A 16,174-nucleotide genomic window follows, 5' to 3' on the forward strand; every position below is an offset into this window, starting at 1 on the left:
GAAAAAGGGGGACAATGGGCATCGGTGTAGGTAAACCTAGCATGATCGGCTCGTTCGTCCCTTAAAATCAGAGGGTGAAAGAACATGGACCTATTGAAAACATTACTCGGGAAGCAAGTCAAAGTGGAGATTTCCGGAGGAACTACAGTTCGGGGGGTTTTAATTGATCTTGGGCTCGATATTCTTGTCATCTATACCGGAAAAGAGTATTTGTACATTCCTCACCTGCATATTCACCACATTCAGCTTTACACGGATCCTGAATTCTTGATTACCCCCCCTTTTCCCGACGTTCCTTTGCAAGAGGATGCTGGAATTTCCTATCGAAAAACGTTATTGAACGCCAAAGGAAGGTTTGTGGAAGTTTACGTAATCGGAAACAAATCGATTCACGGTTACATCACCAATGTGCTGAACGATTACTTCACCTTTTATTCTCCGGTTTACAAAACGATGCTCATTTCGATGAATCATTTAAAATGGCTGACCCCTTACCAGAAAAACATCACACCGTATACATTAGGGAACGATGCGCTGCCGGTGCAGCCAACCCCTCTTCCTTTGCAGCGATCGCTTGAGGGGCAGCTCAAAAAAATGGAAGGCCACTTAGTCATTTTTGACTTAGGCGATCACCCGATGAAAATTGGTTTATTAAAGGAAGTGAAAAACAATATCATCCATCTAGTGACCGCGAGCGGGGAATCTGTTTATTGGAAAGTGATTCACTTAAAAACGGTGCACTTTCCATCATAAGATGAAGAACTCGCTTGATGTACGCTGGATAAATGGCGGCGCTAGATGCAACAAAGGAAATTTTATAAAAAAGCCCTCCTTCGTTCACCGCGTGAGGAGGGCTTTTTTTATAGAAGGTGGACCAAAGACAAAAAGAAAATCCAACTATACAGCATGGCAAGGGTAAACAACACCGTCGGTGGAATGACCAAAAGCGAGATTTTTGTATACGTGGACCAAGGAAGCGGATAACGGTATTTTTGTAAGATATGGAGCCAAAGCAACGTTGCGAGCGTCCCTGTTGGCAAAAGCAGTGAGCCGATATCGCTCCCAATGATCATTGCCAAATATGCTGCTTTTAAAATGAGTGGGTCGATACGCATTTCGGTCAATGTCAACGTTCCGATCATGAGCGCAGGGTGGTTGTTAAACACATTTGACAAAATGGACATCATGCTTCCCATGGTGAAAATGGCGTGAAATAAATTAGACACATAAGGCTGCAATTGTTGCACCAAATAATGTCCGAGGCCGGCACCGTTTAACCCGTACACAATAATATACATCCCAAAAGCAAAGATGAGAATATGCCAAGGCGCTTTCCGCAACACATCAAAAGGTTTCATCTGTAACGCGTACCACCGCCATCCGAGCAGCAAAACGGATCCCGTAACAGCTACCCATTCCACCGGGATATGCCAGTAGGAAGCGACAAATAAACTAACCCGCATGACCAACACAAAGAGAAGAATCCCCTTCATCTTTTGTTCCGATATTTTTAAATAATCATAGCCCTCGGAATGGCGGAGGGGGTGCTGATAAAACGAGAGAGGAGTGATTGGGACGGACAGCGGAGGAAGTGTTCTAGGAAGATCTTTGTAAAAAACAGCAAACAGCATTCCGACCAAAAAGAGCAATCCAAGCATGGAAGGAACAAACATCATCGTCGTTTGCAAGTACAGGCTCATATCAATAATCTTTAGCGAAATTAAGTTCACCATGTTGCTCACACCGATCGGTGCGCTTGAGGCGGTAGCGACGAGCGCACCGCTTATCAGGTACGGAAGCTGCTGATGCTTTTTGAGTTGAAAGCTTTTTAAGAGCAACAGCAAAATCGGGGTTGTGATAATGATGCTGCCGTCGTTATTGAAAAACAGTGTCATAAGAAAGCAAAGAGCATTCGTATACCAAAACAGCCGAATACCCGAACCGTTAGCTCGCTCGGCCAATATAGCGGCGATCCAATGAAAAAAGCCGATGCTCTCGAGAACAAGCGCCATGATAAAAGTGGAGATGATGGTGACCGCTGCGCCGCTCACTTTGGCGCTAATGTCGATGAGATTGGAAAAACTGACCGCTCCGCTGACAAGGATGATCGCTGCACCGATCGCGGCCGGAATGGCTTCATGCATTCCTTTCGGGTGCCAATAAATGAGCATCATCGTAAAGAAAAATGTAAACACGATGAGGAGTTCGATGATGGCCAGCCTCCTTTCTTATATTTTTTTCATTGAGGCCATATGTGTAAACTGTCTATAGTGCTCATTTGTACTGCATATATATGTGTCTGAGAGAAGACTTGTACTACGCGATTCGCTCAAATTCGACAAAATCCACATTTGTTCGTTATGAGAGGGCCCATCCATACTTTGAAAGACAGCTCAAGACTGCTGTCTGTTTTTCACTCCAAATCAAAAAACGTTGGCCGAACAAAAGGACGGCCAACTTTTTTTGATGGAAGACAGTTTATCTGTCAAGTCGTTCGCTCGGTTTCGAAAGCTCAAACGGCATCACTTCCTGGCCGATAACGAGCTGGAGACCGTTGCTGTACCCGGAACTGAATAAATGACTACCCGTTTTGCCTGAAAGCCTTTTAACGAAAAATCCGCCTGACTAAGCGGGTCATGTTCCCCGCATGTATAAAAGTCCAACGAAGCATCGTTCTCCTTCGGCCATGTATGAATCGACAGATGCGACGTGGTTAAAACGATCATGTCCGTCACACCTTGCGGATGAAACGGGTGAAAATACGAATAGAGCATGTTCATGCCAGTTTTGAGCGGCAGCTCTCAGCAGCTGTGCCAAATATACGTGATTGTTCCAAGGTGGACAGGTTGCACTCAAAGGCATCGAGAATCGGATGTTTCCTCTCCACCTTCAACGGATGATCATCGCCTTTCTACATTGGTTCTTCGTTTATTTCTATGGGGGGGCAGAATGCATGTCCGATGGTCTAAAACGTTATGAACGGGCGGCAGATGGGGAGCACTTAAGCGTAAGAAACCGGATCTGCCGATTGCCATATTCGCGGTGTGATGATCCTCACTCTGAGGTGATCCTTTTTAGGTTAAAATGTTAAAATAGATGGAAAAACAGAACGATTATGGAGGATGTATGGCACATTATATTTGGATCATCATCAATGCGTTGTTGGTGATCGGCACTACGCTCTATATATGGCTGTTTCGCCCGAATGACTCAGCTGCGGTGCTGGCAGGAAAATGGCTGGCACAAGTGGCGGTACTGCTGTTTTTGATCAATGTCAATATGTATTTTATTTTTCTTGTTATCCGTAAAACGAGAGTTCGGAAGGTCAAAGTTACCTTAGCGCGGATATCAAGAAGTATGATGAAAGCCCATATCCCGCTCGCGGTTGCCGGAACGGGCTTGATTGTCTTTCACGGAGTGGTGATGGCATGGAAACTCGGCACCGTGATCGGTTTGGGCCATGGGAAACTGGTGACCGGTTATGTAAGCATCGCGATGTTGGCCATCACCTTGTTTGCAGGCGTCCTTCGGCGGCAAAAAGCGTCCGGTTGGAGAAGAAGGTTTCATCTCACCTCCGCCATGCTGTTTGCCTGTTTCTTTCTCCTTCATTTGTTTTGGCCCATCTAATTACGTATAAGTGGGGAGAGGAAACGTGAGGGATTTGCTTTCTTTGTTGACGGAATACCGCCATGTCAAGTGGTCGGCAACGTCTATGAAGAAGACTGAGCTAGTGATGCGCGACGGTTTGTTTGATGTGTTGAGCGATGAGGATGGGGGCGCTCGTTTGTCTATTCAGTTGATGACCTCCAGACTGTGAGATCGTACATGATTTTCCAAGCCATGATCAGTGCTTGTACCCTGCAAACCAGCGTTGAGTTGCTGCATGGCATCCATTCATGATCCCGTTTGGCGATGTTCTGAGGATAAAAGTGGAAGAGGCAGGGAATATTCCCGCCTCTTAGCTATTGTAAGATTTTCACCTTTTTCAGCAGAGAGAACAGCCGCCATTTTTGATTATTCCCTTCTTCTGTAACGAACGATTCTTCGCTCTGAACCATGGTATCATCTTCATCTTTATCCTCGCTTTCCATCGATGCAGAAGGTGGATGGACGAAAGCAGCGGGAAAGACGAGTGAAATGGCATGATGGGCTTCAGCATGCGGTCTTTGTTCATTAGCAGAAATATCTTGTGTTGATACATCATCTTCCATTTTTATAGGTGTTTCTTGATCATTTGTCAACACTGGGGGTTCTTCACTATTCTGATGGTTTTCGTTCTCGCTGTCGTTGGTTTGATGTATTGCTTCAGCCGATTCTTCGTGTGGAGTTGTTTCAGTCGTGCTATTTCGGTGTTCCGAAAGGTTTGCCTCGTCCAATGGTGGCTCAATTTCAACAGAGTAAGAAGGAAGTGTTTCGCTTTCATTCGTCGATTCGTCTCTTGCCTCTGCTTCGGGTGGCGATACATCCTCAACATGTTCAACAATAGAATCACTGTCGTAGTCGTTTCGAATGTCTCTCTCCAAGAAAGTACAAGGAACGGCGCTGCTTAGCGCCCTGTCCTCATCCTCTTCTAAAGATGATTTGTGTTGGGATGGGTGCCGATGGTGATAAGACGGATGTTCAATTCGGACGCGTTTCACTAAGTTGGGTTTTTGGGGGGATAGATGGACTGTTGAAGAGTTGAAGGTATGTGATTCCTTTGTTTTTACAGGCGAGACCACGATGGATTGTTTTGTTTCATCGATAAACTCTTGTAATTTTAAAAAGGTATTAGAGGATGAGAACCTCTTTTCTGTTTGTTTTTTCGTAGGCGATGGATTTACTGGAGCGCTTGATGATGCTTGATGTGCTTCAGAGGGGGTATCATGATTTGCCGTCAACAATTGTATGATTTGAGACAACATATTCTTCAACTCGTCCATATCGTTGTGCGAGTATTCTTGGGTTTGTTCGCTCCATGCTTTTGTCAAATCAGCAATTTGGTTGGAGAGGCGTTTAATTTCTGTTGAAAAGTGCGATGTCTTTTCGATCATCGATTCTAACTCTACTTGTTGGTTCAAAATATGTTTTTGCAGTACCAATAAATCCTTTTGTCTTTCTTGATCTATTTGTGCCAACTTTTCTTCCATCGCATGAAGTTTGGCGGCTAGGATGTGAACTTCCTCTTTTAGTTCGTCCGTTTCAGGTTGATGGGTGGCCAATGTTTTTTTCAGTTCTTCAACATCCCTCAATATCCTATCCGTATGATTTTTTAAAAAACTGTAATCTTTTTCCATTGTTCCAATCCTTTCTTTCCATGATGATGTCAATGAGTCGAGTGTGGATTGAAATGAAACATATTCATTCCTTAAAGAACGGTGAACCGAAAGTTCATTCTCTAGTAATTGTTTCTCCTCTTCCAGTCTCCTCCTTTCCTTGTCCCATTCCGCTTGCTTTTGTTTAAACATATCGACTTCTTTTCTTAAAGATTGAATATGTTCATCTCTTAATTCGGCTTGTTCTTTCCAGTAAGCGTATTCTGTTTTGAATTGCTCAATCTCCTCACGCAACGATTCATTTTCTTGACTCGTCCTTTCTAATGTTTCGGACAAGTGCTTGATCTCGTCGGTTTGTCTAGACAACGCGTCTTCATAATGTTGGCATTTCGTGGTGAGTTCATCGTTTTCGGCCTTGAGTTGGTCTATTTGCTCGTGAAGATGGAGCCATTCTTCGCTAGATGCCAACGAAGCAACCAACGTTTTATATTTGTCCACTTCGGACTTCAGGTGGATGATTTTCTGCTGTAATTGGATGCTTTTATGCTCTCCGCTCACGGCTTCACCACCTTTTCAGCATTTGTCGTGAGGAAATTGACCATTCTTTAGAAATTATATGCAAAAACGGGATGGATATTTACACTATAAATCATTACATATAACGGAGAAAATGGGCGTTATAACTATCACTCCCATTATCCTATAACATACTATACAGTAGCCTGAAAAATTGAATGAAAGGAAGGTTATTGTATTATGCCCATTAATTTAGAGCAATTTGCTCAACAATTTGACCCTGAATGCATCCAAGTCTGCAAAGTATACGACTGGACAACACACGTTGTACAGCTTGCCCAAGATATCACCTTTACGTTTCCAGAAGGGGCTTTAGCCGACATTACGATCTCGCAGGTCAATTGTGCTGTCACCATGTTAGAGTGTGCCGAAGACGTTCGCCGCGATATCGAATGTACCGTAGGAAATCAACTTGTTACCTTGCAAGCCGTCACTTTAAGCAAAACGATTCAAATCGTGTTAGAGGTGACTGGAACAAATACAGATGGCGCTCAAGTTACCGTACTTAGCAACCCGGCATTGATCACGACCACCGAGGAAGTGATCCTTTGTGCTCCAGAAGGCACAACGGTATGTTGCAATGCTACACAAAACGCCTTCAATAATTGCCGCGTGGGATCGTTTACGCAAAACGGAGACAGCATTACTGCGAATGTTTCGGTAAGAATTTGCCAAAGCATTGTCGTGACATATGAAGTCATTTTGGAAGTGGCCGCAAGATTCTGCCAGCCTCGCCCGGAAATCATCTGCGAGGAAGAATGCCCTGTGGATGTCTTCCCGCCGCAATGTCCTGCTGTTTTTCCAACGATGATGTAATCACACCGTTTTGTTTGTCTCGTAAAAAAAAGAGGAGATTACTCCTCTTTTTTTCATACATATAACATGAGTAGTAAATCATCCTGCCAGGAAGGAGGAAAACGATGGTCAGTCGTCTTCCAGAAATAGAAAATAAAATCCACGCCATCGAGAAGGAGCTTTACATTGTCAAACAAGCATTAAAAGAGATAAAAAATTTGCGCCAACAGAACAAGCTTGATGGGATTCAAGCCATTTGTTATTTCACTTATTCATTATTGCTTCCGAATACAAAGGGGAATAAAGCGACGGTCGCTGCGAACTTCGTCATTCGTAATATGGGTTCTATTCCGTTGGACAATCCTTTCATCTGTTTACGGGTTACTCCGAAAGAACGCATCGCGTTATCGGCAAAATTAGGGGATGAGATTCAGTATGATCAACGGATTAATCCACTAGTGATGGAGCCGTGGAACTATATGAGCGAACAAGCGGAGCAAATGGTCGAAGAGAAAGGGGAGTTTTGGTTAAAGCCGGTTCGAGTATCACGAATTGAACCAGGGCAAACTCTCTCGTTTTCCAATTTCCAGTTCTACCTCGAGATGGGAGAAGAACGAATGACTTACAAAATGGAAGGATTTTTTTTCTGTCGCCAGTTTCAAGAAGGGGTTCGAGCATTAAATCATATTATCATTCATAGTTGACGTAATCCTTCTTACATGACAGAGCACATTTTACAATCGAGCTTCCATGTTCCACAAATTGTTAGAAACAAAAAAGCTGACTCAATGATTGTATGTCTCTTTCATTGAGTCAGCTTTTTTCGTTATGCGTTGTTTCTGACGACAAGAGCATTCAAGGCACGAGTTTCAGCTGTGATGTCGCTTAACAAGCTGCCTAGAATTGAACCGTCTGTTTCAATCACGATGCGATATACATGTGTGCCCACGCCTGGGTTATCGACCCACGTCAAGTTCGGGAACAGTGTCGTGTTGGCAGCAAGTGCTAATACAGGAAGCAGAGATTCGACGTCCAGCTCCGCAATGGGCGTAAACGCTCCTCCGTTCGTTGAACGTTCTAAGCGATACGTGATACCTGTCAAGGCTACACCAGATAGGAGCGCCAATACGGACAATTCCAGTTCAACCATCGAATCAAGTTTGACGAGATCGTTGCTGAGGGTTGTAATCGGCTCCAAACGAAGCACTTCTGTAACGGCTGTTCCTGCTACAGGGATTGTAATGGGTAGCTCGGTTGAAGACTGTGTAAAAAACAGCTGCGGGAACAATCCTCCATTGCACACACAAACCATCCATTTCTCATCCTTTCCCAATGGTTTAGATTTGGTACTACTGTATTAAATGATAATTTTTCAAAAAATGATTCGGGTGAATAACTATTTTTCGACCTATTTCTTGTAAATGGGAAGATGACTAATTAGACAAGATAACTGGGGTGACAACAATGGGTAGTGGAGAAAAGAGGATAGTGTTTGAAAATGGCCTAGCTTGTTGAATCATATTGTCGAATGTGGATGATTGCGCTGATCTATGTGCCATTGTGCTGGCTGTTACAAAACCATGTTCGTTCATAGGCATTATTCAGGCTGGGCATACTAACAGCCGCAATCGATGAACAGAACGGAGGAGAATGATGATGACGGTTGTCCGGCTTGGCTATGTCGCCATGAGCGTGCATGTTCCCCATTGCTCTCCCTCACAGACGATGACCGTAGCGCAATTTCGCGTGCTTCGCGACCGCGAGGCGGCAATTCGCAAGCTTGAACGGATTGCTCGTTCGAATATCAACAATTGCCTTCGCTTGCTCAAGCATAACAAGGCACATGAGATCCGGTTTTTTCGTCTCAGCTCACGGCTCATTCCGCTCGCCAATCATCCGGAATTAGAGAACTGGGATTATCTCGCCCCGATTCGCGAGGCGTTGCAAACGATCGCTCTGTTTTTGCAGGAGTATCCGATGCGTCTTGATTTTCACCCTGAGCATTTTGTTGTGCTCAATTCTCCCGATCCTGACGTGTTCCGCGCCTCATTGAACACGTTAAAGCTGCACGCGGAGCTATTGAGCGGGATGGGGATTGATCTCGAACACCGTTGCGTGCTCCATATCGGCGGCGGGTACGGTGACAAAGAGAAAGCGTTGGAGCAGCTGATTCACAATTGGGCGTACGTGCCTGTTTGGGGGCAGCGGATGATCATGTTTGAAAATGATGATACGGTGTTTACGTTGCGTGATGCACTGTATGCATGCGAAAAGCTCGGCGTGCCGCTCGTCTTTGATTTGCACCACCATCTCGCCAATCACGACGAAGAAGACTGGCGGCCGGACTGGGAACGGATCGTGGCGACATGGCACCACTCACCACTACCCATGAAAATGCATATCTCAAGTCCAAAAAGCGATAGACAGTTTCGCGCTCATCATGATTTCGTCGATGCCGAGATGTTCATCCGCTTTTTGCGGGAAGTGAAAGGCACCGTTAAGCAGCTTGACTGCATGATTGAAGCGAAACAAAAAGATGAGGCGCTGTTTCAGCTTGTGCGTGACCTCAAGCACTATAACGATCTTGAATGGATCGACGGGGCGAGTTTTTTCATTAAATGATCTTTCTTTTACCAGTGTTTATTTTCGTCCCAAGCACACTGCTCTCGTATGGCTAAATGCTTCAATGGAATGAGCAGATAAAAGCTTCTAAAGCGTAAAAGACAACCCGAATGGCCTCGCCCTCCGGTGGAGCACAGTCTGACAAACCGGGATGGTTTCATTGAGAAATCTCCTATTTCTAGGCATGACGCATAGGCAGAAGAAGTTCATCTTTTTTGTCCAAAACATGATGACAAGCAACAGAGGGACGAAAATGTGATGGACCGAAACGTATTCTCTGTCCGGATGAAATAATAAGCCGGCGGTAGAAGAAATAAGACACTGAGCGCGAAAGGAATAACTCACATCATAGTAAACGGACGTCAGTAACAAACACATCTGTGTATAAACCTACGTTATACAGATTCTTAGCAATATGACATAGTTCTCTAAGTATTCTTTTTTCGTTAAGCCTTTGAGTTGCTATTTAATGCAGAAATACATTTTTTCATCTCTTCACATTATGCTGTGTTTTTTTCTAAAATATTGTATATTCAGTAAAATGGATTAGCAGCGATTCATCCCCCACTTCCTTCGCTTCGCTACGTTGAAGTGGGAGTGTTCTCGCTTAATTTTGATAAAAAATGAGATGTATTGAAGATCATCTATCTAACTTACAATATACACTGAAATCGTTTTCGAATTTCTCGTTAACATTTGCCAACATCCGCAGTGAAGGCTTGCTAAAGGCGATTGATGGCCAATTGAATCTCATTCTGATCGACATCATCCTTCGGATATACTATATTGAACATGTTGCAACATCATGAACGAGCCGTATCCCGATGATGGTACTCAGTGCTAACGCTACGATGAAAAGTAGGATTTATAGACTATATAACGAACTCGCTTAACGCAAACTCATTTGTTGAAGAATTGGTAAAATTCTCCTCACAAAGAGGAGGATTTTTCGACATAAAACAAACACAACAAGGAAGAAATATGTCTTAAAATGTCGAAAAAAGGATGTAATATGTCCTTTTAGATGTAGATAAGGGGTATATGCATGCTTTTGACGTGTGTGTAAAGTTAGACAAATATATGGAAAAATATTATAGCAAAAATTGCACAAATAACTCATTTTTTCACAATGACTTTTGTGCTTAGTAACTTCTTTTAATAGGAAAAAAGAATTATAAAAGGAGTAGCAAAACGGTGACTTTCATTCCTGTTCGGAGTGTAATCGACAAACAACTGTTTGAACATGTTTATCAGCCACTATGGAATTTAATGAACTGGAGCATTTTCGGGTATGAATCGTTGCTGCGGGTGAATGGGGTCAAAAATATCGAACAGTTTTTTCAAAAAGCCCGGGAGGAAGGCTGTTTGTACGAGCTTGACCTTATATCATTAGAAAGCTCCATTTCGCAATTTCCTTTCTTGGAACAGAAAAGAGGACTACTGTTTGTAAATGTGTACCCATCCACGATCTCGCGGCGAGAGTTTGCACAGTTGTTAAAAAAAATGGTTGAACGTTTTCCATATATTAAAAACCGAATTGTGTTTGAGCTCAACGAAACAACAGAAGACGACGACAGATGGAAAGACGGCGAACTGAAGGCGGCTGTACAGTGGATCAGAGAGCACGGATTTTACATTGCAGTTGATGACGTTGGTAAAGGGGCCTCCACTTTACAAAAGATTATTGAACTACAGCCAGATTATATCAAATTAGACCGGTATTTCGCTCAAGGGCTAGCAGTCAACGTGGAAAAGCAAAGAATGCTCAGCTTGCTAGTAAACTATTGCAGTCCTGTGCTCGTGTTAGAGGGCATTGAAAAGGAAGTGGATCTTGCTCAGGCCAAGCTATTAAGAGTACCAGCAGCGCAAGGATATCTTTTAGGCAGGCCGGAACGGTTGACCTAAACTACTGCGTATGGATGCACCGACATAGCTTTTTCCTCCTCCTCTTTTATTCGATTGACAAAAATAGGGAGATAGAAGTGAGCGCATGTTCTCGAGGGGGAAAAAGCGGCTTAGCCAATCACGAGTGAGGGGATCTGAATGCATGGAAGACGGCGAGGAAAAAGCCTGGGTGGAAGAGGTGAATGCTATGGTCTTTGCTCATTACCGCAGGGGAGAGAGCATTCATAACACCGGTGGACAGATGACGGAAACAACAACTGCAGCGGAAGGAGAACGGTTTAGGGGACAAACTATGGAGGGGACGACCGAGACGAAATGGGAGATTGTTGTTGATGATGATAAACTGCATGTGATTTTGCGCGTTGAACCCGGGGCCAAAAAGCGGAAGGAATTGAACGAGGACGACCTTGGCGGCCAAATGGAGTCGCAAACCGAGCCGCTGCTTGAGGTGCAGAACGCTTTAGACTGCGAGTCTATTTTACAAAAACTCCGAGCCTTGCATATCGTTCAAGGGATCGATTTTGCCGCGATCATTGAAGCTACACAGGCGACACAACCGAGTGATTTTATCGTTGCTAGAGGAGTGAAGCCGCGGGAAGGAACAAACGGTTGGGTGGAGTTGATGGTCGATACAGATCACAAACAGAAACAGTTGTCGGGTGAAGGTGAGGATGTTCATTCCTTAAAAGGAGACCGTATTCCTTCCGTTCGAGCGGGGCAAACCATAGCAGTTATCCATCCCCCTCTTCCTGGTGCCCCAGGGATCACTGTGACGAACGAGCTGATTCCGCCTAAACCGGTTCGGCCAGTTACTGTTCATATAGGAAAAGGGGTAAAGATGGCTGAAAATGGGAAAAAAATCATTGCAGTAGATAACGGAAGGTTAGTATTTCGACAAGAAGGACTGGATGTGCATATTTCTGTCGTTGACACGTTCGTCCATGACGGCGATGTCAACAGGAGCTCGGGTTCTATTCGCTTTCACGGTGATGTGGATATTACCGGAAGTGTAGGAGACGGCATGGAAGTGGAAGCAGACGGACGCGTTATCATCTATCAAAATGTCCATCGGGCGATGGTCACCTCAAAACAGGCGGTGATCATTCGAAAGAATGTGATTGGAAGCACCATTTCAGCAGGAACAGATCGGGCAATGCCTTCTGAGCTTATCCGCTTGTTAGGCGAAATGGAAGAAGATATCGAAAACATGGTGATTTTGATCAAACAGTTGCTTCGTTCGCCGTCGTGGAAAACGTTCGCTTGGGCGAAAAGTGAACAACTTCTTTTCTTTAAACTAATCAAACTTTTAATGAACGATAAGTTTTCTGATTTAGAAAAGAAAGGAAAGAAATATATAGAGGCCGTAAAAAAAGAGGATGGCCAACAAATTTCATCCGTTTGGCGCGACTTGACAGAACGGCTGCAACGATGTTTTTTCTCAAGTGTTCCGAATGAATCTCATTCCTTCCCGCAACTTGTCAAGCTGCTTGATGATATAAAAGGGATAACCGGGTCCTATACATCGAAACAGAATGTGGATAACTATGTCGAGATGGCCTATGCGTTAAACAGCACCATTTATTGTCGCGGTGATATCGTTGTTTTTGGCCGAGGATGCCAAAACTGTACGATCCACTCCGATGGGTTTCTTGACATTAAAGGGTGATGCGCGGCGGCCGCGCTTACGCGAAAAAAGGCGCGTTCATTCAAGAGGCAGGATCCAATTTAGGGACCGCCACCTATATTACAGTGCCGCGCGGACAAACAGTGAAGCTTGGCATCGCGAAAGAGGGCACCATCGTTCAAATCGGTCAAACCGTCTATACTTTTCAAACAGAGCAACATCAAATCGAAGTGGCCTTGGGGGAAAACGAACAAATCATGTTCAACCCTCTCTTGTAAGTTTCTTGTTTGTACAAATATATTTGATCCAGATTGTCCAGAATAAGGGAAGGTGAGGGAAGAAGAGGGAAGGAGAGAGGATTCGTTGAATGATTTAAAAGTCGTGATCGCTGATGACGATGCAGTTTCAAGAGCGATTTTGCGGAATTTTGTTCGTTTGTTTCCGAACTACGATGTTGTAGCGGAAGCGGCTACCGGAAAGGAGCTGTTGCAGCTTGCATTCGAACTGCGGCCACATATTGTCCTCGTTGATATCTACATGCCTGAACTCGATGGGATGGAGGCGGTTAAACTATGCAGACAGTTTTTGCCGTCTGTTCAAGTGATTTTTACTACTGGGGATGACCAATTTGCTGTCAAAGCGTTTGAAATATCCGCGACCGATTATATCGTGAAACCAGTCGAGCGCATACGCCTCTTTCAAGCACTGGAAAAAGCGCGTACATTCATTGAAATCGTCAACCAACCGGTTGCATCAATGAAGCCGCTCGATAAAAGACTGGAGATCCGCACGAAACATTCCATTGTTTGGTTGCCAATGGAAGATATTTTGTTCGTGGAGAAAGAAAATAGAAAAACAATCATTCATACGGCTGATGAGCAATATGAGACAACCCTCCCTCTAAACGAGGTGGAAAAGAGGCTCACTCATTGTTTTTTTAAAACCCATCGTTCTTATATCGTCAATTTAAAAAAGGTAGTGAAAATTACACACGTTGGTGAAACGTACAAGGTCCACTTTTTCAGTTGTGAAAAAGTAGCCTATATTTCGAAATTGAAATTTCACGAGGTACAACGGAGAATGGTGACGATTCATTTTTAGTTAAGTGTTTCAAGTGAATGGGAAGGAAGCGCTGAACGGTATTCGCATCCTTTTGAAACCTTTCTTATGGAGGATTTGGAACAAGTGGAGACAACATTGATCGAGCAGCACTACGGGCTGTTATGGAGCATTTTTGATATGATCGACGACATGGTCTTTATTGTGCGGGCTGATGAACGAGGATTTCATTATGTATGGGCGAATCAAAAAGCGTGTCGTACCGTTGGAACGAATCATCTCGCTGGTAAGCGGTTCGAGGACGTTTTGCCTCCAACGCAGGCGGTAAAACTCGAAGCGCACTATAAACAGGCTGCGCAAATGAAGACAACGTTCGTTTATGAGGATGAGATCGACACTCCTTTCGGACGAAAAAGTTACGAAACCGTCCTTACTCCGTTTGTTTTGTCAAATGACGCACATCTCTCTGGTTCGTTGCCGTTGTCCGCGACATAACGGAACGAAAGGTTCGGGAATGGGAGCTGCAAAAGCTCAAAGAGCGACTGGAAGCGAGCAACGGTACAGAACGTTTCTGGAGCATTTGCCCGGGGCGGTGCTTGTTTTTGACCAAGATGGAATCATTATTTATGCGAACACGGGAGCTGTACAGCTGTTCGGAGCGAAACAAAAAAGCGAAATCGTAGGTGTCCCTATACGGAACATTTGCTGTGGGGTGGATGACACCGTATGGGAAACCTGCTGGAAGGATGAGCTTTCTTTTATCGAAAAAGTCCATACGTTGGATGACAGAACGATTTATGCAAGGATGGCGTTCTCCCCCATCGAATATGGTGACAAGACGGCTGTCCAAGTCGTCATGCTTGACGTAACCGAACGAGTCCATTATGAAGAACAACTAAAATATTTAGCGTTCCATGACGCATTAACCGGTTTTCCAAACCGGAGATTGTTTCTTGATGTGGTCCGTGAATCGATTGAGGAAGCCAAACAAACCAATGACCAGTTAGCCATTGTGTATATCGACATGGATCATTTTAAGGAAGTGAACGATACGTTCGGCCATGATATGGGAGATCAGCTTTTAAAGCGGTTTGCCCAAAGGGTAAAGGAGAATATTGAACCGAATGCCATCCCGTGTAGAATGGGAGGAGATGAATTTTTACTTTTGCTAAGGGGCGTAACGAATGATTGGGATATCGAGAAAAAAGTGTACAAACTGCACCAAAGCATGCAAAAGCCGTTTTTCATTAACGGTCATAAAATAGTTGTCACCACCAGCATCGGAATTGCTATTTATCCGTGGCATGGAAGCACAGCAAAAGAACTAATCCTCCATGTTGACCAAGCCCTCTATCGGGCAAAAGCCAAACGCAATCACTACCAATTCTACAGCCAAGAGGCCAAACAGGCGGCTAAATAAATTTGGAAGATGTGAAAAACATGCCCCTTTATTTTGAAAGAAGTTCCCCTATTTTCTAAACGAAGTGAAAGCAGAACATAAAAATGGTAACCGGGTCGCTCAGCTCACTGTTTGCCATAAGACGTGATGACCCAAGAAACTCCATCCCTTCAGTGAAATAACGGAGAGGGCATATGATGTTGTTTATACAAAAGAGAGGGGGAGGCCGGCTGCTCGAGGCACGCTGTCTGAGACAGTTTCCGGTTTGCTCCTCTTTAAATACCCGTGATTTCCTTAATCTCGGTCGCTTGTTTATTGTTCTTCTGGCGTACGTCTAGCAACCCTTTCACTGATTCCACATCACACGGATTGGGAGACGCCTCAGTCAACACAGCACATGATAACCTGCTGGCAGCCTCTCTTGAATTGGCTCCCCCAATCCCCCCTTACCCTCTAAGTCTCCGACAAGTAACATCGATTTCCGGGTGAAAAGTGACCGCTACAGCTCTGGCGGCTGCTTGATGTTTCCCGCTCCCATCTCCGCGCGGATGGGGCAAAAAGTGTTCACCGTTCTCAAGCAACAAGCCCCTAGCTTCTCTATGTCGCAAAAGCCAGAAGAAATGCCCCTTCCTCAAAGCAATGGGATTTCCGTGAACATGTGTGTTCCTTGGATCGCCAATTTTCATGCCGAGGTGGAGGGGAAACCATAACTATGGATCTTTCCGTGAAACATCAATGGGATCGTAAACGGTGATCTTAGTGCCGCTTTTGCTTTCTTCCGTTCCTCGTGTCTTTCGTCAGCGTGGCAGAGTCGGTCACGTACATGTCCATTCGATTCCGATCTTTACTTGCTTCAGCTGCTCATGAACACCGAACAGCACTCCGGCATTCCATTTTTTTAACGGATTGCCGTCGTGCATATTTCATCAAAAGGAATGC

The 16,174-nt window shown here is 44.4% G+C and carries 16 protein-coding genes; 12 read left to right on the forward strand and 4 right to left on the reverse strand.

Annotated elements, in window-relative coordinates; translation table 11 throughout:
- The first annotated feature begins 84 nt into the window (after nt 1-84).
- Nucleotides 85-753 carry a hypothetical protein gene (locus NSQ22_RS08855; protein ID WP_011887377.1) on the forward strand — a complete coding sequence of 223 codons (669 nt, stop codon included), beginning with the start codon at nt 85-87 and terminating at the stop codon, nt 751-753.
- 107 nt (nt 754-860) lie between these two features.
- Here the strand turns inward: NSQ22_RS08855 and NSQ22_RS08860 are convergent, their stop codons facing one another.
- Both NSQ22_RS08860 and NSQ22_RS08865 read right to left on the reverse strand, forming a co-directional pair.
- Nucleotides 861-2,195, reverse strand: coding sequence for an arsenic transporter (locus NSQ22_RS08860; protein ID WP_171355649.1), 1,335 nt, complete (start codon nt 2,193-2,195; stop codon nt 861-863).
- A 327-nt stretch (nt 2,196-2,522) separates the two neighbouring features.
- On the reverse strand, nt 2,523-2,780 hold the full coding sequence (locus NSQ22_RS08865) for an S-adenosylmethionine decarboxylase (protein WP_099232782.1): 258 nt from the start codon (nt 2,778-2,780) through the stop codon (nt 2,523-2,525).
- 346 nt (nt 2,781-3,126) lie between these two features.
- On the opposite strand from NSQ22_RS08865, the gene NSQ22_RS08870 reads away from it, so the two are divergent.
- A complete protein-coding gene (locus NSQ22_RS08870) occupies nt 3,127-3,627 on the forward strand; it encodes a hypothetical protein (protein ID WP_029760779.1) in 501 nt (166 codons plus the stop codon).
- A 335-nt stretch (nt 3,628-3,962) separates the two neighbouring features.
- On the opposite strand, the gene NSQ22_RS08875 is transcribed toward NSQ22_RS08870, so the two are convergent.
- Nucleotides 3,963-5,813 carry a hypothetical protein gene (locus NSQ22_RS08875; RefSeq protein ID WP_011887380.1) on the reverse strand — a complete coding sequence of 617 codons (1,851 nt, stop codon included), beginning with the start codon at nt 5,811-5,813 and terminating at the stop codon, nt 3,963-3,965.
- 198 nt (nt 5,814-6,011) lie between these two features.
- On the opposite strand from NSQ22_RS08875, the gene NSQ22_RS08880 reads away from it, so the two are divergent.
- Both NSQ22_RS08880 and NSQ22_RS08885 read left to right on the forward strand, forming a co-directional pair.
- Nucleotides 6,012-6,647 (forward strand): hypothetical protein, encoded by a 636-nt coding sequence (locus tag NSQ22_RS08880; protein WP_008879152.1) that lies wholly within the window; start codon nt 6,012-6,014, stop codon nt 6,645-6,647.
- Between the two features lie 104 nt (nt 6,648-6,751).
- Nucleotides 6,752-7,330 (forward strand): hypothetical protein, encoded by a 579-nt coding sequence (locus NSQ22_RS08885; RefSeq protein ID WP_008879151.1) that lies wholly within the window; start codon nt 6,752-6,754, stop codon nt 7,328-7,330.
- A 122-nt stretch (nt 7,331-7,452) separates the two neighbouring features.
- On the opposite strand, the gene NSQ22_RS08890 is transcribed toward NSQ22_RS08885, so the two are convergent.
- Nucleotides 7,453-7,938 carry a hypothetical protein gene (locus NSQ22_RS08890; protein WP_029760777.1) on the reverse strand — a complete coding sequence of 162 codons (486 nt, stop codon included), beginning with the start codon at nt 7,936-7,938 and terminating at the stop codon, nt 7,453-7,455.
- Nucleotides 7,939-8,282: 344 nt separating this feature from the next.
- Between NSQ22_RS08890 and uvsE the strand changes: the two genes are divergently transcribed.
- From uvsE to NSQ22_RS08930, 8 genes are all read left to right on the forward strand, one after another.
- Nucleotides 8,283-9,248: a UV DNA damage repair endonuclease UvsE gene (gene uvsE, locus NSQ22_RS08895; protein WP_060475841.1), complete on the forward strand. Its 966-nt coding sequence runs from the start codon at nt 8,283-8,285 to the stop codon at nt 9,246-9,248.
- Nucleotides 9,249-10,442: 1,194 nt separating this feature from the next.
- Nucleotides 10,443-11,153 carry an EAL domain-containing protein gene (locus NSQ22_RS08900; protein WP_008879147.1) on the forward strand — a complete coding sequence of 237 codons (711 nt, stop codon included), beginning with the start codon at nt 10,443-10,445 and terminating at the stop codon, nt 11,151-11,153.
- Between the two features lie 142 nt (nt 11,154-11,295).
- Entirely contained in the window at nt 11,296-12,819 is a 1,524-nt protein-coding gene (locus NSQ22_RS08905) for a FapA family protein (protein ID WP_339264537.1), read from the forward strand.
- Nucleotides 12,819-13,055, forward strand: a complete 237-nt coding sequence (locus NSQ22_RS08910; RefSeq protein ID WP_008879145.1) for a hypothetical protein — start codon at nt 12,819-12,821, stop codon at nt 13,053-13,055. The genes NSQ22_RS08905 and NSQ22_RS08910 overlap by 1 nt, the downstream gene beginning before the upstream one ends.
- Before the next feature lie 85 nt (nt 13,056-13,140).
- Complete coding sequence (locus tag NSQ22_RS08915) at nt 13,141-13,878, forward strand: LytTR family DNA-binding domain-containing protein (protein ID WP_339264539.1); 738 nt, start codon at nt 13,141-13,143, stop codon at nt 13,876-13,878.
- A gap of 66 nt (nt 13,879-13,944) precedes the next feature.
- Nucleotides 13,945-14,331, forward strand: coding sequence for a PAS domain-containing protein (locus NSQ22_RS08920; RefSeq protein ID WP_339264541.1), 387 nt, complete (start codon nt 13,945-13,947; stop codon nt 14,329-14,331).
- Between the two features lie 19 nt (nt 14,332-14,350).
- Nucleotides 14,351-15,256, forward strand: coding sequence for a sensor domain-containing diguanylate cyclase (locus tag NSQ22_RS08925; protein WP_339264543.1), 906 nt, complete (start codon nt 14,351-14,353; stop codon nt 15,254-15,256).
- A gap of 527 nt (nt 15,257-15,783) precedes the next feature.
- The gene (locus tag NSQ22_RS08930; RefSeq protein WP_339264545.1) at nt 15,784-15,945 is read left to right on the forward strand and encodes a hypothetical protein; all 162 of its coding nucleotides are present in this window, start codon (nt 15,784-15,786) and stop codon (nt 15,943-15,945) included.
- Nucleotides 15,946-16,174: the final 229 nt, after the last annotated feature.

This window comes from Geobacillus sp. FSL K6-3411 (assembly GCF_037965715.1).
Lineage (GTDB): Bacteria > Bacillota > Bacilli > Bacillales > Anoxybacillaceae > Geobacillus > Geobacillus thermodenitrificans.